General features: G+C 67.5%; 18 protein-coding genes and 6 tRNA genes. 19 read left to right on the top strand and 5 right to left on the bottom strand.

Features of this window, described 5'->3' with window-relative positions:
* The first annotated feature begins 72 nt into the window (after nucleotides 1-72).
* The 3 genes from leuA to pbpG all read left to right on the top strand — a co-directional run bounded on the left by leuA (nucleotide 73) and on the right by pbpG (nucleotide 4,490).
* On the top strand, nucleotides 73-1,776 hold the full coding sequence (gene leuA / locus G8A07_RS19855; RefSeq protein ID WP_195793705.1) for a 2-isopropylmalate synthase: 1,704 nt from the start codon (nucleotides 73-75) through the stop codon (nucleotides 1,774-1,776).
* Nucleotides 1,777-1,805: 29 nt separating this feature from the next.
* Nucleotides 1,806-3,347: a 2-isopropylmalate synthase gene (locus G8A07_RS19850; protein WP_195793704.1), complete on the top strand. Its 1,542-nt coding sequence runs from the start codon at nucleotides 1,806-1,808 to the stop codon at nucleotides 3,345-3,347.
* A 126-nt stretch (nucleotides 3,348-3,473) separates the two neighbouring features.
* The gene (gene pbpG, locus G8A07_RS19845) at nucleotides 3,474-4,490 is read left to right on the top strand and encodes a D-alanyl-D-alanine endopeptidase (RefSeq protein WP_195797864.1); all 1,017 of its coding nucleotides are present in this window, start codon (nucleotides 3,474-3,476) and stop codon (nucleotides 4,488-4,490) included.
* A gap of 54 nt (nucleotides 4,491-4,544) precedes the next feature.
* Here the strand turns inward: pbpG and G8A07_RS19840 are convergent, their stop codons facing one another.
* Entirely contained in the window at nucleotides 4,545-5,315 is a 771-nt protein-coding gene (locus tag G8A07_RS19840; protein ID WP_195793703.1) for an IclR family transcriptional regulator, read from the bottom strand.
* Nucleotides 5,316-5,358: 43 nt separating this feature from the next.
* On the opposite strand from G8A07_RS19840, the gene G8A07_RS19835 reads away from it, so the two are divergent.
* Nucleotides 5,359-6,444, top strand: a complete 1,086-nt coding sequence (locus G8A07_RS19835) for a TIGR03790 family protein (RefSeq protein WP_195793702.1) — start codon at nucleotides 5,359-5,361, stop codon at nucleotides 6,442-6,444.
* Here G8A07_RS19835 and hpnE read toward each other — a convergent pair.
* Genes hpnE through hpnC form a run of 3 tightly spaced genes read right to left on the bottom strand, consistent with a single transcriptional unit; the run spans nucleotide 6,417 to nucleotide 9,393 of the window.
* Nucleotides 6,417-7,694 carry a hydroxysqualene dehydroxylase HpnE gene (hpnE, locus tag G8A07_RS19830; protein ID WP_195793701.1) on the bottom strand — a complete coding sequence of 426 codons (1,278 nt, stop codon included), beginning with the start codon at nucleotides 7,692-7,694 and terminating at the stop codon, nucleotides 6,417-6,419. The genes G8A07_RS19835 and hpnE overlap by 28 nt on opposite strands.
* Nucleotides 7,691-8,539, bottom strand: a complete 849-nt coding sequence (hpnD, locus tag G8A07_RS19825) for a presqualene diphosphate synthase HpnD (protein ID WP_195793700.1) — start codon at nucleotides 8,537-8,539, stop codon at nucleotides 7,691-7,693. The genes hpnE and hpnD overlap by 4 nt, the downstream gene beginning before the upstream one ends.
* Nucleotides 8,536-9,393, bottom strand: a complete 858-nt coding sequence (gene hpnC / locus G8A07_RS19820) for a squalene synthase HpnC (protein WP_195793699.1) — start codon at nucleotides 9,391-9,393, stop codon at nucleotides 8,536-8,538. The genes hpnD and hpnC overlap by 4 nt, the downstream gene beginning before the upstream one ends.
* Nucleotides 9,394-9,570: 177 nt before the next feature.
* Here hpnC and G8A07_RS19815 point away from each other — a divergent pair, with 177 nt between their 5' ends.
* From G8A07_RS19815 to G8A07_RS19755, 13 genes are all read left to right on the top strand, one after another.
* Nucleotides 9,571-10,659 (top strand): efflux RND transporter periplasmic adaptor subunit, encoded by a 1,089-nt coding sequence (locus tag G8A07_RS19815; protein ID WP_249937065.1) that lies wholly within the window; start codon nucleotides 9,571-9,573, stop codon nucleotides 10,657-10,659.
* 13 nt (nucleotides 10,660-10,672) lie between these two features.
* The gene (locus tag G8A07_RS19810) at nucleotides 10,673-13,810 is read left to right on the top strand and encodes an efflux RND transporter permease subunit (RefSeq protein ID WP_195793697.1); all 3,138 of its coding nucleotides are present in this window, start codon (nucleotides 10,673-10,675) and stop codon (nucleotides 13,808-13,810) included.
* Between the two features lie 132 nt (nucleotides 13,811-13,942).
* Nucleotides 13,943-14,029 (top strand) — tRNA-Leu (locus G8A07_RS19805).
* 23 nt (nucleotides 14,030-14,052) lie between these two features.
* Nucleotides 14,053-15,366 carry a trigger factor gene (gene tig / locus G8A07_RS19800; RefSeq protein WP_195793696.1) on the top strand — a complete coding sequence of 438 codons (1,314 nt, stop codon included), beginning with the start codon at nucleotides 14,053-14,055 and terminating at the stop codon, nucleotides 15,364-15,366.
* A gap of 117 nt (nucleotides 15,367-15,483) precedes the next feature.
* Nucleotides 15,484-16,092, top strand: coding sequence for an ATP-dependent Clp endopeptidase proteolytic subunit ClpP (gene clpP, locus G8A07_RS19795; protein ID WP_305798623.1), 609 nt, complete (start codon nucleotides 15,484-15,486; stop codon nucleotides 16,090-16,092).
* 115 nt (nucleotides 16,093-16,207) lie between these two features.
* Nucleotides 16,208-17,476, top strand: coding sequence for an ATP-dependent Clp protease ATP-binding subunit ClpX (gene clpX, locus G8A07_RS19790; RefSeq protein WP_195793695.1), 1,269 nt, complete (start codon nucleotides 16,208-16,210; stop codon nucleotides 17,474-17,476).
* A gap of 86 nt (nucleotides 17,477-17,562) precedes the next feature.
* The gene (lon, locus tag G8A07_RS19785; protein ID WP_195793694.1) at nucleotides 17,563-19,974 is read left to right on the top strand and encodes an endopeptidase La; all 2,412 of its coding nucleotides are present in this window, start codon (nucleotides 17,563-17,565) and stop codon (nucleotides 19,972-19,974) included.
* Nucleotides 19,975-20,094: 120 nt separating this feature from the next.
* Nucleotides 20,095-20,170, top strand: a tRNA-Gly gene (locus tag G8A07_RS19780).
* A 77-nt stretch (nucleotides 20,171-20,247) separates the two neighbouring features.
* A tRNA-Cys gene (locus G8A07_RS19775) sits at nucleotides 20,248-20,321 on the top strand.
* A gap of 10 nt (nucleotides 20,322-20,331) precedes the next feature.
* Nucleotides 20,332-20,407: transfer RNA gene (locus G8A07_RS19770), tRNA-Gly, on the top strand.
* 47 nt (nucleotides 20,408-20,454) lie between these two features.
* Nucleotides 20,455-20,530: transfer RNA gene (locus G8A07_RS19765), tRNA-Gly, on the top strand.
* 88 nt (nucleotides 20,531-20,618) lie between these two features.
* A tRNA-Leu gene (locus G8A07_RS19760) sits at nucleotides 20,619-20,707 on the top strand.
* A gap of 36 nt (nucleotides 20,708-20,743) precedes the next feature.
* A complete protein-coding gene (locus tag G8A07_RS19755) occupies nucleotides 20,744-22,051 on the top strand; it encodes an MFS transporter (protein ID WP_371816382.1) in 1,308 nt (435 codons plus the stop codon).
* A gap of 3 nt (nucleotides 22,052-22,054) precedes the next feature.
* On the opposite strand, the gene murI is transcribed toward G8A07_RS19755, so the two are convergent.
* Nucleotides 22,055-22,879, bottom strand: coding sequence for a glutamate racemase (murI, locus tag G8A07_RS19750; RefSeq protein WP_195793693.1), 825 nt, complete (start codon nucleotides 22,877-22,879; stop codon nucleotides 22,055-22,057).
* A 149-nt stretch (nucleotides 22,880-23,028) separates the two neighbouring features.
* On the opposite strand from murI, the gene G8A07_RS19745 reads away from it, so the two are divergent.
* Together G8A07_RS19745 and G8A07_RS19740 are read left to right on the top strand one after the other, a co-directional pair.
* The gene (locus G8A07_RS19745; RefSeq protein WP_195793692.1) at nucleotides 23,029-23,778 is read left to right on the top strand and encodes an electron transfer flavoprotein subunit beta/FixA family protein; all 750 of its coding nucleotides are present in this window, start codon (nucleotides 23,029-23,031) and stop codon (nucleotides 23,776-23,778) included.
* A gap of 42 nt (nucleotides 23,779-23,820) precedes the next feature.
* Nucleotides 23,821-24,753 (top strand): electron transfer flavoprotein subunit alpha/FixB family protein, encoded by a 933-nt coding sequence (locus tag G8A07_RS19740; protein ID WP_195793691.1) that lies wholly within the window; start codon nucleotides 23,821-23,823, stop codon nucleotides 24,751-24,753.
* The last annotated feature ends 3 nt before the right edge of the window (nucleotides 24,754-24,756 follow it).

Genomic DNA, 24,756 nt, shown 5'->3' with positions numbered 1-24,756 from the left:
ATGCAACCGCAGCGGGCCGTTTGTCTTTCCTGCCCGCTGGTTGTCAAAGTCCCCAACCTCCTGGAGCATCTGATGTTGAAGCAACCGAACGTCAAGTACCGCGCCTTCGCCCCGATCGGCCTGACCGACCGGACCTGGCCCGACGCACAGCTGACGAAGGCACCGACCTGGCTCAGCACCGATCTGCGCGACGGCAACCAGGCGCTGATCGAGCCGATGGACGCGGAACGCAAGCTGCGCATGTTCAAGATGCTGCTGAAGATCGGCTTCAAGGAGATCGAGGTCGGCTTCCCCTCGGCCTCGCAGACGGACTTTGACTTCGTGCGCCTGCTGATCGAGCAGGACCTGATCCCCGAGGACGTGACGATCCAGGTGTTGACCCAGGCCCGCCAGCCGCTGATCGAGCGCACCTTCGAGGCGGTGAAGGGCGCCAAGCGCGTGATCGTGCACCTCTACAACGCCTGCGCGCCGGTGATGCGCCAGGTGGTGCTGGGCCTCAGCGAGGACCAGATAGTCGAGCTGGCGGTCACGCACACGCAGATGATCAAGCGCCTGGCCGCCGAGCAGCCGCAGACGCGCTTCGGCTTCGAGTATTCCCCCGAGATGTTCTCCGGCACCGAGCTGGTTTTCAGCAAGCGTGTGGTCGATGCGGTCGTCGAGGCCTGGGGCGCGACGCCCGAGGACAAGATCATCATCAACCTTCCGGCCACCGTCGAACACTCCACACCCAACATCTTCGCCGACATGGTCGAGTGGATGCACCGAAACGTGGAGCGGCGCGACAGCATCGTGCTCTCCATCCATCCACACAACGACCGTGGTACCGGCACGGCGGCGGCCGAGTTCGCGCTGATGGCCGGCGGCGAGCGCATCGAGGGCTGCCTGTTCGGCAGTGGCGAACGCACCGGCAACGTGGACCTCGTCAACATCGCGCTGAATCTCTACACGCAGGGGATCTCGCCCGAGCTGGACTTCTCCGACATCGATGAGGTGCGCCGCTGCGCCGAGCATTGCACCCAGCTGCCGGTGCATCCGCGACACCCCTATGCGGGCGATCTGGTCTACACCTCCTTCTCCGGCTCGCACCAGGATGCGATCAAGAAGGCCTTCGCCGCGCGCCGCGAGGGGGATGTCTGGAACATGCCCTACCTGCCGATCGATCCGAAGGACCTGGGCCGCAACTACGACGCGGTGATCCGCGTCAACAGTCAATCCGGCAAGGGAGGCATCGCCTATCTGCTGGAGACCGAGTACGGTATCGAGTTGCCGCGCCGGCTGCAGATCGAGTTCAGCCAGGTGGTGCAGGCCGTCATGGACGACAGCGGCAAGGAGCAAACGGCGGCCGACATCTGGACGATCTTCTCGAGCGAATATGAGCTGGATGGCGAGGCCAAGGGTCTGCACCCGGTGACCGAAGAGGTGGGGGCTGGGCGCGTCGGCTTGCGCGTGCAGGCCGAGTTCGGCGAACGCCGGCTGCTGGTGCAGGGCGAGGGCACCGGCCCGATCGACGCCTTCGTCAACGGCCTGAACGCGCAGCTGGTCGCGCCGGTGCGCGTGCTGGACTATCACGAGCATTCGATCGGCAGCGGGGCCGATGCCAAGGCGGTGGCCTATCTCGAGCTGCGCGTCGGCCCGGCGGATGGCGGCGGCCTGACACTCTTCGGCGTCGGTATCGACGCCAACATCGTCTCGGCCTCGCTGAAGGCCATCATCTCCGGATTGCGTCGCGCCGCGCAACGCGGTCAACTCCGCTTCGTGCAGACCATCGCGGCCTGAACCCAGACATCGACAAGGAGCCCTCCATCATGGCTGACAAGCTGATCATCTTCGACACCACCCTGCGCGACGGCGAGCAATCGCCCGGCGCCTCGATGACGAAGGACGAGAAGCTACGCATTGCGCGCCAGCTTGAGCGCCTGCGCGTCGACGTGATCGAGGCCGGCTTCGCCGCCTCCAGCAATGGCGATTTCGAGGCGGTCAAGGCGATCGCCGACGTGATCAAGGACAGCACGATCTGCTCGCTGGCCCGTGCCAACGACCGCGACATCGCTCGCGCCGCCGAGGCGCTGAAGGGCGCGGCCCGCTCGCGCATCCACACCTTCATCGCCACCAGCGAGCTCCATATGGAGAAGAAGCTGCGCATGACGCGCGAGCAGGTGCTGGAGCAGGCCAAGCTGTCGGTGCGCTTCGCCCGCAATCTGTGCGGCGATATCGAGTTCTCGCCCGAGGATGGCTACCGTTCCGACCCGGACTTCCTGGCCCGCGTGGTCGAGGCGGTGATCGCCGAGGGGGCGACCACGATCAACATCCCCGACACCGTCGGCTATGCGATCCCTGAGCTGTACGGCGACTTCATCGCTAGGCTGCGCGAGCGCGTGCCGAACTCGGACAAGGCGATCTGGTCGGTGCATTGCCACAACGACCTGGGCATGGCGGTCGCGAACTCGCTGGCCGGCGTCAAGATCGGTGGCGCGCGCCAGATCGAGTGCACGATCAACGGCCTGGGCGAGCGCGCCGGCAACTGCTCGCTGGAAGAGGTGGTGATGGCGGTCAAGACCCGCCGCGACTACTTCGGCCTGGACGTCGGTATCGAGACCAGCCAGATCGTGCCGGTCTCGCGCCTGGTCAGCCAGACCACCGGTTTCGTCGTGCAGCCCAACAAGGCGGTGGTCGGCGCCAATGCCTTTGCCCATGCCTCGGGCATCCATCAGGACGGCGTGCTGAAGGCGCGCGACACCTACGAGATCATGCGCGCCGAGGACGTGGGCTGGAGCGCCAACAAGATCGTGCTGGGCAAGCTCAGCGGCCGCAACGCCTTCAAGCAGCGCCTGCAGGAGCTGGGCGTCGCGCTGGAGTCCGAGGCCGAGATCAACGCCGCCTTCGTGCGCTTCAAGGACCTGGCCGACCGCAAGAACGAGATCTTCGACGAGGACATCATCGCCCTGGTGATGGACGAGTCGGTGACCGCCGAGCAGGAGCATTACCGCCTGCTGTCGCTGTCGCAGCGCTCGGAAACCGGCGAGCGCCCGCATGCCGCGGTGGTGTTCGCGGCCGGCAGCGTCGAGCACCGGGCGGAGAGCGACGGCAACGGTCCGGTCGACGCCAGCCTGCGCGCGATCGAGTCCACCGTGCAAAGTGGCGCGGAAATGCTGCTTTACTCGGTGAATGCCATCACCAGCGGTAGTACAGAATCGCAGGGCGAGGTCACGGTGCGTTTGCAGCATGCCGGGCGCGTGGTGAACGGCGTTGGTGCCGACCCCGATATCGTCGTGGCGTCCGCCAAGGCATATTTGAGCGCGTTGAACAAGCTGCAAAGCAAGACCGAGCGGGTGGCGGCACAGGGCTGACAGTTGGAAACAAGCGAGGCAGAACTTGAGAAGCCTCGCCTAAGTTTTTGATCTTGCCGGACTTTTGCCTTTCGCCTACACTGGCGAAGACTGTTGTTGGGGGCCGGATTGAAGACTTTTGTGACCATGTTTTCGGGCGCGGTGATGGGCGCTGCCCTGCTGATCGGCGGCACCCTGGCCCCCGTGCAGTCGGCTGAGGCCGCCGCCAAGAAGCCCCAGAAGACCCAGAAGGTTCAGTCCTCGGGCAAGACCGTGCGCAAGGCCAAGCCGGCCGCGCGCTATCCGCGCAAGGCCGCCCTGGCCGCCGCGCCGGTCGTGGCCGCCAAGCCCTCCTTCGCTCAGCTCTACGGCCTGCATGCCACCGAGGATCCGCTGGACCTGAAGTCCGCGGTCGCCTTCGTGATGGATCAGGACACCAACGAGGTGCTGGTGTCCAAGAACCCGCAGGCGGTGCTGCCGATCGCGTCGATCACCAAGCTGATGACCGCCCTGGTGGTGGTCGAGGGCGGCCAGTCGATGGACGAGATGCTGACCATCAGCGACGAGGACCGCGACACCGAGAAGGGCACCGGCTCGCGCCTGGCCATCGGCACCACGCTGAGCCGCGGCGAGATGATGCATCTGGCCCTGATGTCCTCCGAGAACCGCGCCGCCAACGCGCTGGGCCGCCATTACCCGGGCGGCCTGCCGGCCTTCGTCTCGGCGATGAATGCCAAGGCCCAGATGCTGGGCATGAGCGACACCCATTACGTCGAGCCCACCGGCCTGTCCAGCCGCAACCAGAGCAGCGCCAAGGATCTGGCCGCGCTGGTCAAGGTGGCGCATGAATATCCGGTGCTGCGCGAGCTGTCCACCTCCAAGGAACATTCGGTGACCCTGGGCCGCCGTCAGGTCGCCTTCCATAGCACCAATGGCCTGGTGCGCAGCGGCGCCTGGGATATCGGCCTGCAGAAGACCGGCTTCATCAACGAGGCGGGTCGCTGCCTGGTGATGCAGGCCCAGCTGGCCGGCCGCAAGCTGATCTTGGTGTTCCTGGATTCCGCCGGCAAGTACTCGCGTATCGGCGATGCCGAGCGGGTGCGCAAGTGGATCAGCAGCAACCCGAGCATCGGCGCCAAGGTCCTGCACGACCTGCCGGGCTGATCGGCTAAGCTGCAACAGGAAGGCGCCCCGCGGGGCGCCTTTTGCTTTGCTACCTTAGCCGCCGCGGTAGCCCAGCGCCAGCGAGATCTGCGCGGCGGTGTCCTTCAGGCGCGGCAGCCAGCCTTCCTCCAGCCGGTCGGCCGGCGAGGAGATCGACAGGCCGGCGACCAGCTTGCCCTGGTCGTCGTAGATGCCGGCGGCCATGCAGCGCACGCCCAGTTCCAGCTCCTCGTCGTCGCGCGACAGGCCGCGCTGGCGGATCAGCGCCAGCTCGCGCTCCAGCGCATGGATGTCGGTCAGGCTGTTCTTGGTATGGCCGGCCAGGCCGGTGCGGGTGGCGTAGGCGCGCACCCGCGGCGTGTCGTCGCTGGCCAGGAACAGCTTGCCGACCGAGGTCAGGTGCAGCGGCGCGCGGCCGCCGACCGCGCGCACCACCTGCATGCCCGAGCGTTCGCTGTAGGTGCGCTCGATGTAGACGATCTCGTCGCCCTGGCGCACCGAGAGGTTGACCGGCTGGTGGGTGAACTTGTGCAGCTCGCGCATCGGTGCCAGCGCCGCGTCGCGCACATCCAGCCGCGCCTTGACCAGATTGCCCAGCTCCAGCAAGCGCATGCCGAGTCGATAACTGCCGGCTTCGGGCCGGTCGACATAACGGCCGATGGTCAGGTCGTTGAGAATGCGATGCGCGGTGGAGGGGTGCAGGCCGGTGCTCTCGCTGATCTGTTTCAGCGAGACCGGGTCCTGGTGGCTGGCCAGCACGTCAAGCAGCGCGAAGCTGCGTTCCAGCACCTGGATGGCGGGCGTCTGCCCCTCTTTGTTTTTCATGGTTCTGATTGTGCGGGATTTTGTGAATATTTTGCATGGCGAAATGCTGCGGCGCATCATTCTGTTGTGTGCAGGCGCCGCGCTGCTGGGGAGCGCGGCGCTGCCGGCCGCCGCCCAGTCGGGCCCGGGCTGGCTGCGCGTGCCGGCGCCGCAGGGGCGGCTGACGGCGGCCGACATCGCGCTGGTGGTGAACCGCAACGACCCCTATTCGGTCGCGGTGGGCGCCTACTACGCGAAAAAGCGCGGGCTGGATCCGGCGCAGGTGATCACGCTGGAGCTGCCGCGCCAGGCGGTGCTGAGCCCGGCCGAGTTCGAGGCCTTCAAGGCCCAGCTCGACGAGCGCCTCGGCCCGCAGGTGCAGGCGCTGGCGCTGGCCTGGAGTCAGCCCTATGCGGTGGCCTGCAACTCGATCACCGGTGCGCTGGCGCTGGGCTTCCAGGCCGAGCTGTGCAAGCAGAGCTGCGCGGCCTCGAAGCCCTCACCCTATCCGGCCTACACCGGGCGCAAGCCCTTCACGGACCTGGGCCTGCGCCCGGCGATGTTGCTGGCCGCGCGCTCGGTGGAGGGCGCCCGCGCGCTGATCGATCGCGGCATCGCGGCGGACCGCTCGCTGGCCGAGCGCGGCACGCCGCCGGTGCAGGCGGTGTTCGCCGCCACCGAGGACAAGGCACGCAATGTGCGCGCGCCGCTGTTCCCGCCCGAGGCGCGGCTCTGGGCCTATGGCGCGCAGACGCGCCGCGTGGCGCAGGAGAACCTGCCCGAGCTGAGCGAGGTGCTGCTGTTCCAGACCGGGCTGGCGCGGGTCGAGGGCCTGGAGCGCATTCCCTTCCTGCCCGGCGCGCTGGCCGACCACCTGACCTCGGCCGGCGGCCAGCTGGAAAGAACCAGCGGCCCGCAGATGAGCGCGCTGGACTGGATCGAGGCGGGCGCCACCGCCAGCCATGGCGCGGTCAGCGAGCCCTGCAACCATCTGCAGAAGTTCCCGCATCCGCAGCTGCTGCTCCTGAACTATCTGCAGGGGCAGAGCGCGCTGGAGGCCTACTGGCGCAGCGTGCTGTGGCCGGGGCAGAGCGTGTTCGTCGGCGAGCCCTTGGCCGCGCCCTACGGCCGGGAGCCGGCCGCGCCCTGAGCCGCCCCTCGAGCCGCGATCTGACCGGCGCGCACCGCGCCTTCCAGGGTCGCAGGATAGGGGCCGTCGACATAGTCGCCCGCGGCCCACAGGCCCGGCGCGATCACGGCCCCCGGGCGGCGCAGGCCCGGCGTGCAGGCGAAAGTGGCGCGCTTCTCGGCCAAGGTCCGCAGCAGGGTGGGCGGGCTGCGCCAATGCAAGGCCTGCTGCGCCTGGGCCAGCACCGCGGCGCCAGCGGCCTCCAGACCGCGCTCGATCCAGGGCGCGGCGCCGCTGATCACGAAGGCGAAGCGGCCCGGCGCATGGCCCAACTGGCCGAGGTCGAAGACGAACTGCGCCGGCGCCTCCGCGCTCTCGTGCAGCGCCAGCATCGGCGCGGGCAGGGCGCTGCCGGGGCTTTCCAGGTAGACGGTGACGATGGGCTCGAAGCGCAGCGCGCGCGCCTGCGCGGCCCAGTCGGGCGCCAGCGGCGCCGCCAGGCGCGCGGCCTCGGTGGCACTGCAGGCCAGGATCACCGCGTCGAAGTCCTCGCCGTCGACCCGGACCTGGGCATCGATCGCCTCGACGCGCCGGCCCGGCCGCAGCAGGGCGCCACGCGCGCGCAGCCAGGTCTCGGCCGGTTCGGCCAGCAGCTCGCTCAGGGGCTGGCGCGGTAGCAGCAGGTCGGCCGAGCCGGGGCCGCTGAACAGCGCATCGCGCAGCACGCGCAGGAAGACCTGCGCGCTGGCCTCGGCGGCCGGCGTGTTCAGCGCCGCGACGCACAGCGGGTCGATCAGCTCGCGGCGCACCGGCGCGGGCAGGGCGCCGCATAGCGCGTCGACGCTCAGTCGTTCGTCACAACGAAAGCCGGCCAGCGCCCAGCCGAGGCTGGCGCGCAGCAGGGCCAGCCGCGCGGACCAGGGCCAGGCGCGATAGCCCAGCACCGCGCGCGCGAAGGCCGGCAGCGGCGGTCCGGGCGGCAGGCGCAGGCCCTCATGCGCCGGATAGCGCAGGCGCAGCGGCAGGCGCAGCAGCGCGCGCGCGGGATCGACGCCGACCTTGCGCATCAGCGCCAGGCTCTCGGCATAGGCGCCGATCAGGATGTGCTGGCCGTTGTCCAGGCGCGGCCCGACGCCGTCGACGCTGCGCGCGCGGCCGCCGAGCTGCGGCGCCATCTCGAACAGGGCGACCCGATGCCCGGCCTCGGTCGCATGCACCGCGGCCGCCAGGCCGGCCCAACCGCCGCCGATGACGGCCAAGCGCCTGCTCACCGGCCTCGCCAGTTGGTCTTCATCGCGATCCAGAGCTTGCGCAGCGGCGTCAGCGAGATGCGCTGCTGCAGCACCTGGAAGTTCTCGGCCTCGATTTCGCGCAGCAGCGCGCGGTAGATATTGGCCATCATCAGCCCGGGCTTTTGCGCGCGGCGATCCGCCTCGGGCAGCAGCGCCAGGGCTTCGTCGTAGAGCCCATGGGCGCGCGCGGCCTGGAACTGCATCAGCGCCGTGAAGCGCTCGCTGTAGCCCCAAGGCTTCTCGCGTTTGAGGATCTCATGGGCCTTGACGTCGAACTGCTGCAGCTCGGAGACCGGCAGGTAGATGCGGCCGCGGCGCGCGTCGTCGCCGACGTCGCGGATGATGTTGGTCAGCTGCATCGCCTGGCCCAGCTTGTGGGCATAGGCGATGGTCTGCGCATCCGTGCGGCCGAAGATGCCCGAGGCCACCTCGCCGACGACGCCGGCCACCAGATGGCAGTAGCGCTGCAGGCCCGGATAGTCCAGGTAGCGGGTCTGCTCCAGGTCCATCTGGCAGCCGTCGATCACCGCGTTCAGATGCTCGAGCCGGATCTCGTAGGCAGCCGCATGCGGCAGCAGGGCCTTCATCACCGGATGCTGGGGCCGGCCGGCGAAGGCGCTCGCCACCTCCTTGCGCCACCAGGCCAGCTTGGTCGCGGCGACGCCGGGATCGTGGATCTCGTCGACCACATCGTCGACCTCGCGGCAGAAGGCGTAGAAGGCGGTGATCGCGGCGCGGCGTGGCGGCGGCAGGAACAGGAAGGCGTAGTAGAAGCTCGAGCCGCTCTGGACCGCCTTCTCCTGGACATATTGCTCCGGCGTCACGCGCGACCCTCCGCGGCGCGGTGGCGGCCCATGCCGACGGCGCGCGCCAGCAGCAGCGGCAGGTCCAGGGCGGTGATGCGGGGGCGGTGAAGCAGACTGGCGTATTCCATCTGTCTGATTTTCTCAAGAATGCGCAGGCCGCCTTGTACCACCAAGCGCAGCTCCCAGCCCGCGCGGCCCGGAATCCGGAACACCAGCGGCGCACCCTCATGTATCAGCGCCTCGGCCCAGTCGCACAGCTCGCGGATCAGCGCGCGCGCCGCCGGGCCGTCGCGGCCGGCCAGCAGGTCCTCCGGCGCCAGGCCATGGCGTGCCAGGTCTTGCGCGGGCGCATAGACGCGGCCCAGCGGCGCGTCGCGGGTGAAGTCCTGCCAGAAATTGATCAGCTGCAGGCTGGAGCAGATCGCGTCGGAGCGCCGCAGCGAGGCCGCGTCGTCGATGCCATACAGATGCAGCAGCAGGCGCCCGACCGGGTTGGCCGAGCGGCGGCAATAGTCCAGCAGCTCGGCGCGATCGGCGTAGCGGGTCTTGACCAGGTCCTGCTCGAAGGCGTCGAGCAAGGCCTCCAGCAGCGGCAGCGGCAGCGCGTGGCGCTCGATGATCCGCCCCAGCGGCTCGAACACGTGGGCCCAGCGCGGGTCCGCGGTTCGGCTGACCGCCGCCGCATGCAGCTCGGCCCGGTAGGCGCGCAGCGCGGCCAGGCGCTCGGGCGTACTGGCCTCGCCCTCGTCGGCCAGGTCGTCGGCATGGCGGGCGAAATGGTAGATCGCGCCGATCGCCGGCCGCAGCGCGGGCGGGCACAGCCAGGAAGCGACCGGAAAGTTTTCGTAGTGTTCTATGCTCACGGCCGGCATTGTCTTGGGTTTCCCTGTGCGCCCGCCGGATGGCTGTTTGACAGCGGGTAGATCGGCTCATACATTACTGACCAGTCAGTCAGTTGCGGATTCCAGGCGTGGCTTGGCGGTCCGGTCCTATCGAGGTTGTCGTCCATGCCCCATGTCCTATCGCCGGCGCGTTCCGGCCTTCCTCTGTTGGCGGCCGCTGTCGCGGTCCTGGCGCTGCTGTCGGCCTGCGGCAAGAAAGAGCCGGCGCCCGAGCCCGAGCGGGCGGTGCGCACCCTGGTGGTGGCCGGCGACAGCGCCGGCCTGACCCATGAATATGCGGCCGAGCTGCGCGCGCGCACCGAGTCGCGCCTGTCCTTCCGCGTCGGCGGCAAGCTGCTGGAGCGGCGCGCGGGGCTGGGCGATGTGGTCAAGCCGGGCCAACTGCTGGCGCGGCTGGACGGCCAGGACCTGCTGCTGGCGCAGGAAGCGGCCAAGGCCGCGATGAATGCGGCGCGGGTCAACCGCGACCAGTCCGGCGCCGACTACAAGCGCTTCATCGACCTGCACCAGCAGGGCTTCATCAGCTCCGCCGAGCTGGAACGCCGCGACGCCGCCTTCAAGGCCGCGCAGGCCCAGCTGGACCAGGCCAAGGCCCAGGCCAGCGCACAGGGCAACCAGTCCGACTATGCGCAGCTGAAGGCCGACGCGGCCGGCGTGATCACCGCGGTCTATGCCGAGCCCGGCATGGTGGTGGGCGCCGGCACCCAGGTGCTGCAGCTGGCCCATGACGGCCCGCGCGACGTGGTGTTCTCGGTGCCTGAGCACCTGATTGCCAGTCTGCGCGGCGCGGCGGCGCGGCCGGGTGCGCTGAAGGTCAAGCTCTGGGGCAGTGACCAGCCGGCCCAGGCCATCCAGCTGCGCGAGGTGGCGGCCGCGGCCGACCCGACCACGCGCACCTTCCTGGTCAAGGCCGATGCCGGCAAGATCGACGCACGCCTGGGCCAGACGGCGACGGTCAGCCTGGAGCTGCCCAAGCAGGACAAGGTGATCAAGCTGCCGCTGTCTGCGGTGCTGGAGCAGCAGGGCAAGACCTCGGTCTGGGTACTGGACGGCGCCAGCATGACCCTGAAGCTGCAGGCCATCCAGGTCGGCGGCGCCGAGGGCAACGAGGTGGTGGTGGCCGGCGGCCTGACGCCGGGCCAGGAGGTGGTGACCGCCGGCGTGCATGTGCTGACGCCGGGCCAGAAGGTCAAGCGCTATGTCCCGCCCGCGGCCTCGGCCGCCGCCTCGCGCTGAAGGGGGCGGCTCAATGAGCGCAAGCAACACGCCGCACCTGGGCTCCCGCTTCAATGTCTCGCGCTGGGCGCTGGAGCATCCGGCGCTGACCCGCTACCTGATGGTGGTGCTGATGGTGATGGGCTTCGCGGCCTATTTCCAGCTGGGCCAGGACGAGGACCCGCCGTTCACCTTTCGCATCATGGTCGTGCAGGCCTTCTGGCCGGGCGCGACCGCGCAGCAGGTGGCGGAGCAGGTGACCGACAAGATCGAGAAGACGCTGCAGGAGGTGCCGCATGCGGACAAGGTGCGCAGCTTCACCAAGCCGGGCGAGTCGCTGACCCTGTTCCAGCTCAAGGACAGCACGCCGCCGGCCGAGGTCGCGGGCACCTGGTACCTGGTGCGCAAGAAGATCGGCGACATGCGCGCGACCCTGCCGCAGGGCGTGATCGGGCCGTTGTTCAACGACGAGTTCGGCGATGTCTACGGCTCGATCCTGGCGCTGTCGGCCGAGGGCTTCAGCCGCGAGGAGCTGCGCGAGCATGCCGACAAGGTGCGCTCGCAGCTGCTGAAGGTGCCCGACGTGGCCAAGGTGGAGCTGTTCGGCGTGCAGGCCGAGAAGCTGTTCATCGAGGTCTCGCAGAAGCGCCTGGCCGAGCTGGGTCTGGACTTCAGCCAGATCATCAACCAGCTCGGCGCGCAGAACGCGGTCGAGGGCGCCGGCGTGCTGAACGCCGGCAGCGGCAATATCCAGGTGCGCGTCGGTGGCCAGTTCAACTCGGTGCAGGCGCTGAAGGACCTGCCGATCCGCGCGATCAACCCGAACACCGGCCAGGCCAGCAGCCTGCGCCTGTCGGACATCGCCGAGGTGCGGCGCGCCTATTCGGACCCGCCGTCGATCATGGTGCGCCACCAGGGCAAGGACGTGATCGCGCTGGGCATCTCGATGTCCAAGGGCGGCGACATCATCGCCCAGGGCAAGGCGCTGCAGAAGGCCGGCGCGCAGATCCGCAAGGAGCTGCCGGCCGGCATCGAGCTGTCGCAGATCCAGGACCAGCCGCAGGCGGTGGCGCGCTCGGTCAACGAGTTCGTGCAGGTGCTGATCGAGGCGGTGGTGATCGTGCTGGCGGTCAGCTTCATCGCGCTGGGCCTGCATACCCGGCCGCTGCGCATCGACATCTGGCCGGGCCTGGTGGTCGCGATCACGATCCCGCTGGTGCTGGCGATCACCTTCGTCACCATGTTCTATTGGAGCGTGGGCCTGCACAAGATCTCGCTGGGCTCGCTGATCATCGCGCTGGGCCTGCTGGTGGACGACGCGATCATCGCGGTCGAGATGATGGTCCGCAAGCTGGAGGAGGGCTACGACAAGATGCACGCGGCCACCTTCGCCTATGACGCGACCGCGATGCCGATGCTGACCGGCACCCTGATCACCGCGGTCGGCTTCCTGCCGATCGGCCTGGCCAAGTCCGCCACCGGCGAATACACCTTCGCGATCTTCGCGGTGACCGCCGCGGCACTGATCATCTCCTGGGTGGTGTCGGTCTATTTCGTTCCTTACCTCGGCGCGCTGCTGCTGCGCACCCATCCGGCCAAGGAGGGCGAGTCGCACGAGCTGTTCGACACGCCGTTCTACAACCGCTTCCGCGCGATGGTGCGCTGGTGCGTCGAGAACCGCTGGAAGACCATCCTCGCGACCCTGGCGATCTTCCTGCTGGGCCTGGCGGGCATGGGCAAGGTGCAGCAGCAGTTCTTCCCCGACTCCAGCCGACCCGAGATCCTGGTCGACCTGACCCTGCCGGAAGGCTCGACCATCGAGCAGACCCAGGCGATCGCCAAGCGCTTCGAGGCGCGCATGATGCGCGAGTCCAGCGTGGCCTCGGTCAGCACCTGGATCGGCAGCGGCGTGCCGCGCTTCTATCTGCCGCTGGACCAGATCTTCCCGGCGCCCAATGTCAGCCAGGCCATCATCCTGCCCAAGGACCTGAAGGAGCGCGAGGCGCTGCGCAAGCGCCTGCCGGCCCTGGTGGCGACCGAGTTCCCCGAGGTGCGGGCGCGCGTCAAGCTGCTGCCCAACGGGCCGCCGGTGCCTTACCCGGTGCAGTTCCGCGTCGCCGGCGACAACGTGCAGGAGGTGCGCCGCTGGGCCGACCAGGCCAAGGAGATCCTGCGCGCGAACCCGAACATGCGCGGCGTCAACGACAACTGGAACGAATCGGTCAAGGCGCTGAGGCTGGAGATCGACCAGGACAAGGCGCGCGCCCTGGGCGTGACCAGCCAGAGCATCGCCCAGGCCTCGCGCACCCTGCTGTCCGGCACCACGATCGGCCAGTATCGCGAGGGCGACAAGCTGATCGACATCGTGCTGCGCCAGCCGCTGGCCGAGCGCGAGGCGATCACCGACATCGGCAATGCCTATGTGCCGACCGCCAGCGGTCGCAGCATCCCGCTGACCCAGATCGCCAAGGTCGGCTTCACCTGGGAGCCGGGCCTGCTGCAGCGCGAGGGCCGCAACTACGCGGTCACCGTGCAGGGCGATGTCGCCGAGGGCCTGCAGGGCGCCACCGTGACCGCGCAGATCTGGCCCAAGATGCAGGAGCTGCAGGCCAAGATGCCGGCCGGCTATCACATCGAGATCGCCGGCGCGGTGGAGGAGAGCAGCAAGGGCCAGGGCTCGATCGCGGCCGGCGTGCCGATGATGCTGTTCATCACCTTCACCCTGCTGATGCTGCAGTTGCACAGCTTCTCGCGGGCGATGCTGGTGTTCCTGACCGGGCCGCTGGGCATTGCCGGCGTCGCTGCGGCGCTGCTGCTGCTGGATCGGCCCTTCGGCTTCGTCGCGCTCTTGGGCGTGATCGCGCTGATGGGCATGATCATGCGCAACTCGGTGATCCTGATCGATCAGATCGAGCAGGACCGCGCGCGCGGCGTGCCGGCCTGGAGCGCGATCGTCGAGTCGGCGGTGCGGCGTTTCCGCCCGATCGTGCTGACCGCGGCCGCGGCGGTGCTGGCGATGATCCCGCTGTCGCGCTCGGTGTTCTGGGGGCCGATGGCGGTGGCCATCATGGGCGGCCTGATCGTCGCGACCGCGCTGACCCTGCTGGCGCTGCCGGCGATGTACGCGGCCTGGTTCCGGGTTGAACGCCCGGCCTCGGCCTCGCGTTTCTGATCCGCCCCCACGATCGCGGCCCCGGGTTTTCCTTGGGGCCGATTTTCGGTTTTCCGAGCGGCTACAATCTCCGGTTTTCCGAATTACCACAGGGCTGAGATGGTGTCCGCACCATGGCAGCCTTGACCACTCGCGCGGGTGGCGAAATTGGTAGACGCACCAGGTTTAGGTCCTGACGCCTTCACGGGCGTGCCGGTTCGAGTCCGGCCCCGCGCACCATCTCTTTGTTTTCAGAGTCAACTATGGCCGTTACCGTCGAAACCCTCGAAAAGCTCGAACGCCGCATCACGCTCACGCTGGCGGCCGCTGACATCAATAGCGAAGTCGAGAACCGTCTGAAGAAGCTGGCTCGCACCGTCAAGGCCGACGGCTTCCGTCCCGGCAAGGTGCCGATGAGCGTCGTGGCCCAGCGTTACGGCTACTCGGTCCAGTACGAAGTCATGAACGACAAGCTGGGCCAGGCCTTCCAGAGCGCCGCCAACGAGGCCAAGCTGCGCGTCGCCGGCATGCCCCGCATCGCCCAGAAGGACGAGGCCGGCGAGGGCCAGATGGTGTTCGACGCCACCTTCGAGGTCTATCCCGAGGTGAAGATCGGTGATCTGGGCGGCGCCGAGATCGAGCGCGTCACCAGCGAGGTGACCGAAGAGGCGATCGACAAGACCGTCGAGATCCTGCGCAAGCAGCGCCGCACCTTCGCCCAGCGCGCCGCCGCCGAGGCCGCCGCCGACGGCGACCGCGTCAGCATCGACTTCGAAGGCAAGATCGACGGCGAGCCCTTCGCCGGCGGCAAGGCCGAGGCCTTCCAATTCATCCTCGGCGAAGGCCAGATGCTGGAAGCCTTCGAGAAGGCCGTGCGCGGCATGAAGGCGGGCGAGAGCAAGACCTTCCCTCTGGCCTTCCCCGAGGACTACCACGGCAAGGACGTGGCCGGCAAGGAAGCCGACTTCCTGGTGACGGTCAAGAAGATCGAGACCCAGAACCTGCCGGAGGTCAACGAGGTCTTCGCCAAGGGCCTGGGTATCAAGGAAGCCACGGTCGAGGCTCTGCGCGCCGACATCAAGAAGAACCTGGAGCGCGAGGTCAAGTTCCGCGTGCTGGCCCGCAACAAGGGCGCCGTGATGGACGCCCTGGTCGGCGCCGCCGAGCTGGAAGTGCCGAATGCCCTGATCGCCGGCGAGACCGAGCGCATGGTGGCCGGTGCCCGCGAGGACCTGAAGAAGCGCGGCATCAAGGACGCCGACAAGGCCCCGATCCCCGAGGAGCTGTTCAAGCCCCAGGCCGAGAAGCGCGTGCGCCTGGGCCTGGTGGTCGCCGAGCTGGTGCGTGCCAACAATCTGCAGGCCAAGCCCGAGCAGCTGCAGGCCCACATCGAGGAGCTGTCGCAGAGCTACGAGAAGCCCGCCGAGGTGGTGCGCTGGTACCTGAGCGACCGCGAGCGCCTGGCCGAGGTGGAAGCCGTGGTGATCGAGAACAACGTCACCGATTTCGTGCTGGCCAAGGCCAAGATCAGCGACAAGGCCCTGCCGTTCGACGAGCTGATGGCCACCGCCGGCTGATCGATCGGGCTGCCCCCGCCAAGGGCGCCGTGCCGCAAGGCCGGCGCCTTTTTTGTCGCCGGCAAGGGGCTTCGCTCAGGCGACATAATCGGGCTTCATAAGTGCATTGAGGATCTCATGAGCGCGCTGGAAACAAGCAACCTGGGCATGGTGCCCATCGTCATCGAACAATCGGGCCGCGGCGAGCGCGCCTACGACATCTACAGCCGCCTGCTGCGCGAGCGCATCATCTTCCTGGTCGGGCCGGTCAACGATGCGGTGGCCAATCTGGTGGTTGCGCAGATGCTGTTCCTGGAGAGCGAGAACCCCGACAAGGAGATCAATCTCTACATCAACTCTCCCGGCGGCAGCGTCTCGGCCGGCATGTCGATCTTCGACACGATGAACTTCATCAAGCCGGACGTCTCGACCCTGTGCATGGGCATGGCGGCGAGCATGGGCGCCTTCCTGCTGTCGGCCGGCGCCAAGGGCAAGCGTTTCGCGCTGCCCAACTCCAAGATCATGATCCACCAGCCGCTGGGCGGCGCGCAGGGCCAGGCGACCGACATCGAGATCCATGCCCGCGAGATCCTGAAGACCCGCGAGCAGCTGAACCGCATCCTGGCGGAGCGCAGCGGCCAGAGCCTGGAGAAGATCCAGGCCGACACCGAGCGCGACTACTTCATGTCGGCCGACGAGGCGCAGACCTACGGCCTGATCGACCAGGTCGTGGCCAAGCGCGGCTGAGGCGCTTCTCCTCTGTAACTGACCGCCGATCCGGGGCTTTTTTGCACAAAGGCCCCGGTCGGCGTTTGCACTATCATCCTCTTCGGGCATACGCCTGATTCCGTGAAGCAGATCCATGGCCGAGAAAAAAGGCAACTCCAGCGAAAAAGTCCTGTACTGCTCCTTTTGCGGCAAGAGCCAGCATGAGGTGAAGAAGCTCATCGCCGGTCCGTCGGTGTTCATCTGCGACGAGTGCATCGAGTTGTGCAACGACATCATCCGCGATGAGGTGCCCGCGGATGCGCCACAGGCGCGCGCCAGCAAGTCCGACCTGCCGGTGCCTAGCGAGATCAAGGCCAGCCTGGACAACTATGTGATCGGCCAGGATGTCGCCAAGCGCACCCTGTCGGTGGCGGTCTACAACCACTACAAGCGTCTGCGTCACATGGCCGGCGCCAAGGACTCGGTCGAGCTGTCCAAGAGCAACATCCTGCTGATCGGCCCGACCGGCTCCGGCAAGACCCTGCTGGCCCAGACCCTGGCGCGCCTCTTGAACGTGCCCTTCGTGATCGCCGACGCGACCACGCTGACCGAGGCCGGCTATGTGGGCGAGGATGTCGAGAACATCATCCAGAAGCTGCTGCAGAACTGCAATTACGACGTCGAGCGCGCGCAGCGCGGCATCGTTTACATCGACGAGATTGACAAGATCTCGCGCAAGGCCGACAACCCCTCGATCACCCGCGACGTGTCGGGCGAGGGCGTGCAGCAGGCCCTGCTGAAGCTGGTCGAAGGCACGATGGCCAGCGTGCCGCCGCAGGGCGGGCGCAAGCATCCCAACCAGGACTTCCTGCAGATCGACACGACCAACATCCTGTTCATCTGCGGCGGCGCCTTCGACGGCCTGGAGAAGGTGATCCAGAACCGCAGCGAGAAGTCCGGCATCGGCTTTGGCGCCACGGTCAAGAGCAAGAGCGAGAAGCGCGTCGCCGAGCTGTTCCGCGAGGTCGAGCCCGAGGATCTGATCAAGTTCGGTCTGATCCCCGAGCTGGTCGGCCGCCTGCCGGTGGTCGCGACCCTGGGCGAGCTGACCGAGGATGCGCTGGTGCAAATCCTCACCGAGCCCAAGAACGCGCTGGTCAAGCAGTACCAGCAGCTATTCGCGATGGACGGCGTGGAGTTGGAGGTGCGTCCCTCGGCCCTGGGGGCGATCGCCCGCAAGGCGTTGGCGCGCAAGACCGGCGCCCGCGGCCTGCGCTCCATCATGGAGCATTCGCTGATCGACACGATGTTCGAGCTGCCCGCCCTCGACGGCGTGGCCAAGGTGGTGCTGGACGAGCACAACATCGAAGAAGAGGCCAAGCCCCTGCTGGTCTATCGCGAACAGGCCAAGGCCAGCGCATAAGCTGTTTCAATCGACCGATCCCATCCATTCGGCGTCTTGTAATCGCCCGCTCAGGCTCCAGATGGGCCTGAGAAAGAGAGGTTTTCATGTCCGGTCATCCCGTTCTGCCTGCCGAACCCATCACCCTGCCGCTGCTGCCGCTGCGCGATGTGGTGGTGTTCCCGCACATGGTGATCCCGCTGTTCGTGGGACGCCCCAAGTCCATCAAGGCGCTGGAGGCGGCGATGGAAGCCGGCCGCCAGATCATGCTGGTGGCCCAGAAGGCCGCCGGCAAGGATGAGCCCAAGCCCGACGACATGTTCGAGGTGGGCTGCGTCTCCAGCATCCTGCAGATGCTGAAGCTGCCCGACGGCACCGTGAAGGTGCTGGTCGAAGGCCTGCAGCGCGCCACCACGCAGAGCATCACCGATGGCGAGGAGCATTTCACCGCCGAGGTGCTGCCGATCCCGCCCGAGGCCGATCCGAAGCCCGAGGTCGAGGCGCTGCGCCGCGCGGTGACCCAGCAGTTCGACCAGTACGTCAAGCTCAACAAGAAGATCCCGCCCGAGATCCTGACCTCGATCGCCGGGATCGACGATGCCGGCCGTCTGGCCGACACCATCGCCGCGCACCTGCCGCTCAAGCTCGACGCCAAGCAGTCGGTGCTGGACCTGTCCGACGTGGCCAAGCGGCTGGAGAAGCTGCTCGACCTGCTGGAGCATGAGGTCGACATCCTGCAGGTGGAAAAGCGCATCCGCGGGCGCGTCAAGCGCCAGATGGAGAAGAGCCAGCGCGAGTACTACCTGAACGAGCAGGTCAAGGCGATCCAGAAGGAACTCGGCGACGGCGAGGAGGGCGCGGACCTGGAGGATCTGGACAAGAAGATCCAGGCCGCCCGCATGCCCAAGGAAGCGCGCAAGAAGGCCGACAGCGAGCTGAAGAAGCTCAAGCTGATGTCGCCGATGTCCGCCGAAGCGACGGTGGTGCGCAACTACATCGAGACCCTGGTCAACCTGCCCTGGAGCAAGAAGACCAAGATCAAGCATGACCTGGCGAATGCCGAGAACGTGCTGAACGAGGACCACTACGGTCTGGACAAGGTCAAGGAACGCATCCTCGAGTACCTCGCGGTGCAGCAGCGCGTCGACAAGGTCAAGGCGCCGATCCTGTGCCTGGTCGGCCCTCCGGGCGTCGGCAAGACCTCGCTGGGCCAGAGCGTGGCGCGCGCCACCGGCCGCAAGTTCGTGCGCATGGCCCTGGGTGGCGTGCGCGACGAGGCCGAGATCCGTGGCCATCGCCGCACCTATATCGGCTCGATGCCGGGCAAGGTGCTGCAGAGCCTGTCCAAGACCGGCACGCGCAATCCGCTGTTCCTGCTCGACGAGATCGACAAGCTGGGCATGGACTTCCGCGGCGATCCGTCCTCGGCCCTGCTGGAGGTGCTGGACCCGGAGCAGAACCATACCTTCGCCGACCATTACGTTGAGGTCGATTTCGATCTCAGCGACGTGATGTTCGTCGCCACCTCGAACTCGCTGAACATCCCGCCGGCCCTGCTGGACCGGATGGAAGTGATCCGCTTGTCGGGCTATACCGAGGACGAGAAGGTCAACATCGCGCAGCGCTACCTGCTGCCCAAGCAGCGCAAGAACAACGGCGTGCTGGACGAGGAGATGGAGGTCACCGAGGCCGCCATCCGCGGCATCATCCGCTACTACACGCGGGAAGCCGGCGTGCGTTCGCTGGAGCGCGAGATCTCGAAGATCTGCCGCAAGGTGGTCAAGGGCATCCAGCTCAAGACCTACGACGGCAAGGTGCAGATCACCGACGAGAACCTGAACGACTTCCTGGGCGTGCGCAAGTACGACTTCGGCCGCGCCGAGAAGAAGAACCAGGTCGGCCAGGTGGTCGGGCTGGCCTGGACCGAGGTGGGCGGCGATCTGCTGACCATCGAGGCGACGGCCATGCCGGGCAAGGGCAACATCATCCGCACCGGCTCGCTGGGCGACGTGATGAAGGAATCGGTCGAGGCGGCCCGCACCGTGGTGCGCTCGCGCGCCCGCCGCCTGGGCATCAAGGACGAGGTGTTCGAGAAGCGCGACATGCACATCCACCTGCCGGATGGTGCGACGCCGAAGGATGGTCCGAGCGCGGGTGCCGCGATGACGACGGCCTTCGTGTCGACCCTGACCGGCATCCCGGTGCGTGCCGATGTGGCGATGACCGGCGAGATCACCCTGCGCGGCGAGGTGACGGCGATCGGCGGCCTGAAGGAGAAGCTGCTGGCGGCGCACCGCGGCGGCATCAAGACCGTGATGATCCCGGAAGAGAACGTCAAGGACCTGCAGGACATCCCCGAGAACGTCAAGAACCAGCTCGAGATCGTGCCGGTCAAGTGGATCGACCGCGTGCTGGAAGTGGCGCTGGAGTCCATGCCGACCCCTCTGCCCGATGAAGAGCCGGCCGTGGCGGCCAAGGCCGATGCACCGGTGACGGCCTCGGCCACCGCGACGCATTGAAATTTACCTGTGCGGGGCCGCAAGGTCTTGCATAGGTCAAATTTTTCGGTATAGAATAGCTGCTTCAGCGCAGACGGCGCAGGACGATAAAAAGTTCAGCGAGCAGTGTGTTGAAACTATGCGGGTGTAGCTCAGTTGGTAGAGCGCGACCTTGCCAAGGTCGAGGTCACGAGTTCGAGCCTCGTTACCCGCTCCAGGCATACAGATGGGAAGCCCCGGCTTCCCATTTTTATCGGCAGCACCAAATGCCGGTAATTAAAATTTGATTTCTAAGGCGCGGTAGCAAAGCGGTTATGCCCCGGATTGCAAATCCGGTTAGTCCGGTTCGACTCCGGACCGCGCCTCCAAGAATTCAATGCGGGTGTAGCTCAGTTGGTAGAGCGCAACCTTGCCAAGGTTGAGGTCACGAGTTCGAGCCTCGTTACCCGCTCCAAGATCCCGGTTCGCGCCGGTCTTTGGTTCACCAAGCCAGAGAGAAATGCGGGTGTAGCTCAGTTGGTAGAGCGCAACCTTGCCAAGGTTGAGGTCACGAGTTCGAGCCTCGTTACCCGCTCCAAAATCGAAAAGGGAAGTCTGCGGACTTCCCTTTTTCTTTATGTGTTCCGCGCAGGCCAGCGCAGAGATAATGCGCACGCTTCAGCGCCGCCCGGGTGGTGAAATTGGTAGACGCAGCGGACTTAAAATCCGCGGCCCTGAAAGGGGCGTAGGGGTTCGATTCCCCTCCCGGGCACCATCTCGCGCGCTGGCCTAACCATCATTAAGGGTCCGCGTGGGAACGATCAGCCAGGATTTGCTGAACGAGGGCGTGAAAAAGCGCGAGGTGTTCGGCTGGTCGATGTACGACTTCGCCAACTCGGGCTACACCACGGTCGTGCTGACGGCGGTCTACAACGCCTATTTCGTTGGCGTCGTCGCCGAGGGCAGCCCCTTTGCGACCCTGCTGTGGACCGTGCTGATCGCGCTCTCCAGCCTGATCGTGATGCTGACCATGCCCGCGCTCGGCGCCTATGCCGACGCCCATGCGGCCAAGAAGCGCCTGCTGGCGGTCAGCACCCTGGGCTGCGTGATCTCGACCATCGGCCTGGCGCTGGCCGGGCGCGGCGAGATCTGGCCGGCGGCGATCGCCGTCGTGCTGTCCAACACCTTCTACTCCTACGGCGAATCGCTGATCGCGGCCTTCCTGCCGGAGCTGGCTCGGCGCGACGCGCTGGGCCGCGTCTCCGGTTGGGGCTGGGCCTTCGGCTATTGCGGCGGCATGCTGTCGCTGGGCCTGTCGCTGGCCTATGTGCTGCAGGCGCAAGCGCAGGGCATCCCGGCGACCGAGTTCGTGCCGGTGACGATGCTGATCACGGCCGGCCTGTACGCGCTGGCCGCGCTGCCGACCTTTTTGCTGCTGCGTGAGCGCAGCAAGGCGCAGGCAGCGCCGCAGCGCCAGGCGGCCGAACGTGGCGGTGGCGGCCTGCGCCGGCTCTGGGCCTCCTGGCAGCGCGCCCAGGCCTATCCGGACTTCCTGCGCCTGCTGGCCTGCGGCACCAGCTACCAGGCGGGCATCGCGGTCGTGATCGCGCTGGCGGCGGTCTATGCCGAGCAGGCCCTGGGTTTCAAGCAGGCCCAGACCATGGCCCTGGTGTTCCTGGTCAATATCGCGTCGGCGCTGGGCGCCTTCGCCTTCGGCTATTTCGAGGATCGCGTCGGCCACCAGCGCGCGCTGGCCTACACCTTGCTCGGCTGGATCCTGATGGTGCTGCTGGCCTATCTGGCGACCACGCCGACCCTGTTCTGGATTGCCGCGGTGATCGCCGGCCTGTGCATGGGTTCCAGCCAGTCCTGCGGCCGCGCGCTGGCGGGCAGCTTCGCGCCGCCGACCCGCCTGGCCGAGTTCTTCGGTCTGTGGACCTTCGCGACCCGGCTGGCGGCCATCATCGGCCCGCTGACCTATGGCTTCGTGACCTGGGCCTCGGCCGGCAACCACCGCCTGGCCATCCTCAGCACCGGCGTGTTCTTCGTGCTGGGCTGGCTGATCCTGCGCGGCATCGACATGAAGCGCGGCATGGCGGCGGCCCAGGCCGCGGCCTGATCCTCAGAGATCGGGCAGGGCCTCGACCGATAGATCGGTCCAGCCCAGCGCCTCGGCGACGAAGCGCTGCAGCGCGGCCGCGTCGCCGGTGGTGGCCAGATGCAGTGGGGCATTGGCGCCTTCGCTTGTTGGCAGATCGAGCGCCTGCCACAGCCGCACGCTCTGCTGCGCCACCGCGGTCTCGATGTTCAGCAGCTGCACCTGCTCGCCCAGGGCGCGCTGCAGGCGCGGCTGGATCAGCGGGTAATGGGTGCAGCCCAGCAGCACCGTGTCGACGCCCGCCTCGCGCAGCGGCGCGCAGAAGCGTTCGATCAGCGCATCGATCGATGGGGATTGCAGATCGCCCGCCTCGATCAGGTCGACCAGGCCGGGGCAGGGCTGGCTCAGCACCTGGGTGCCGTCGGCATGGCGCGCCAGCAGGTCGCGATAGCGCTCGCTGGCCAGGGTGGCCACGGTGGCCAGCACGGCGATGCGGCCGTTGCGGCTGGCCGCCACCGCGGGCTTGATGCCCGGCTCGGTGCCGACGATCGGCAGCTCGGGCCAGCGCGCGCGCAAGGCGCCGACCGCGTGGGCCGTCGCGGTATTGCAGGCCACCACCAGCAGGCGCGCGCCCTGGGCGATCAGATGCCCGGCCAGGCGCAGGCTGCGCTCGGTGATGTAGTCGCTGCCATGCGAGCCATAGGGCGCATAGGCGGTGTCGGCGATATAGCGCAGCGGCACCGAGGGCAGCTGGCGGCGCAGCTCGCGCAGCACGGTCAGGCCGCCGACGCCGGAATCGAAAACGCCGATGCAGGGGGGCAGCGGCGACAGGGGAGAGTTGCGGTTCATGCGCGGGCGAGTCTAGCCGCTGAAACTTCGTGGTTAAAATAGAACGATCGTGCTTTTTTGAGCCGAAAGCCACCTGGGCGACTCTGGCGCCGTCGGCAGCACCCGTAGAATCTGATTAACGTTAACGTCAATTGCCTCTGGAGACTTCGATGAAGGTTTTGGTCCCTGTCAAACGCGTGGTCGACTACAACGTCAAGGTGCGCGTCAAGAGCGACGGCACCGGCGTGGATATCGCCAACGTCAAGATGTCGATGAACCCCTTTGACGAGATCGCCGTCGAAGAGGCCGTGCGCCTGAAGGAGAAGGGCGTGGTCACCGAGGTGATCGCCGTGTCCTGCGGCGTGACCCAGTGCCAGGAAACCCTGCGTACCGCGATGGCCATCGGCGCCGACCGCGCCATCCTGGTCGAGACCGATGCCGAACTGCAGCCGCTGGCCGTCGCCAAGCTGCTGAAGGCCCTGGTCGACAAGGAGCAGCCGCAGCTGGTGATCCTGGGCAAGCAGGCGATCGACGACGATTGCAACCAGACCGGCCAGATGCTGGCCGCGCTGACCGGCCTGCCGCAGGGCACCTTCGCCTCCAAGGTCGAGATCGTCGACGGCAAGGCGAACGTCACCCGCGAGGTCGATGGCGGCCTGGAGACCGTGTCCCTGAGCCTGCCGGCCGTGGTCACCACCGACCTGCGCCTGAACGAGCCGCGCTACGTGACCCTGCCCAACATCATGAAGGCCAAGAAGAAGCAGCTCGACACCGTCAAGCCGGCCGACCTGGGCGTGGACGTGGCGCCGCGCATCAAGACCCTGAAGGTCGAGGAGCCGCCCAAGCGCAGCGCCGGCATCAAGGTGCCCGATGTCGCGACCCTCGTCTCGAAGCTGAAGAACGAAGCCAAGGTCATCTGAGCCTGGACCGCTGAACTTTTACAAGATTTGGAGATTCGACTCATGACCGCTCTCGTCATCGCTGAACACGACAACGCCTCCATCAAGGGCGCCACCCTCAACACCGTGACCGCGGCCCTGGCCGCCGGTGGCGATGTGCATGTGCTGGTGGCCGGCGCCAACGCCGGTGCCGCCGCCGCCGCCGCCGCGCAGATCGCTGGCGTGGCCAAGGTGCTGCATGCCGACGCCGCCCAGTTGGCCGACGGCCTGGCCGAGAACCTGGCCGCCCAGGTGATCGCCGTGGCCGGCGCCTACAGCCACCTGCTGTTCCCCGCCACCGCCTCGGGCAAGAACGTCGCACCGCGCGTCGCCGCGCTGCTGGATGTGGCCCAGGTCAGCGACATCACCAAGGTGGTGAGCGCCGACACCTTCGAGCGCCCGATCTACGCCGGCAACGCGATCGCCACCGTGCAATCGGCCGACGCCGTCAAGGTCATCACCGTGCGCACGACCGGCTTCGACGCCGCGGCCGCCACCGGTGGTTCCGCCGCCGTCGAGTCCATCGCCGCCGTTGCCGACAGCGGTAAGAGCGGCTTCGTCGGCCGCGAGGTCACGAAGAGCGACCGCCCCGAGCTGACCGCCGCCAAGATCATCGTCTCCGGCGGCCGTGCCCTGGGTTCGAGCGACAAGTTCAACGAGGTGCTGACCCCGCTGGCCGACAAGCTGGGCGCCGCCCTGGGCGCCTCGCGCGCCGCGGTCGACGCCGGCTACGCGCCGAACGACTGGCAGGTCGGCCAGACCGGCAAGATCGTCGCGCCCCAGCTCTATATCGCCGCCGGCATCTCCGGCGCGATCCAGCATCTGGCCGGCATGAAGGATTCCAAGGTGATCGTCGCGATCAACAAGGATCCGGAAGCGCCGATCTTCTCGGTTGCCGACTATGGCCTGGAGGCCGATCTGTTCACGGCCGTGCCCGAGCTGATCAAGGCCCTCTGAGGC

Source organism: Roseateles sp. DAIF2, assembly GCF_015624425.1.
Classification (GTDB): Bacteria; Pseudomonadota; Gammaproteobacteria; order Burkholderiales; family Burkholderiaceae_C; genus Kinneretia.
The sequence above is the reverse complement of the archived record's forward strand: the minus strand, read 5'-3'. Positions and strand labels throughout refer to the sequence as shown.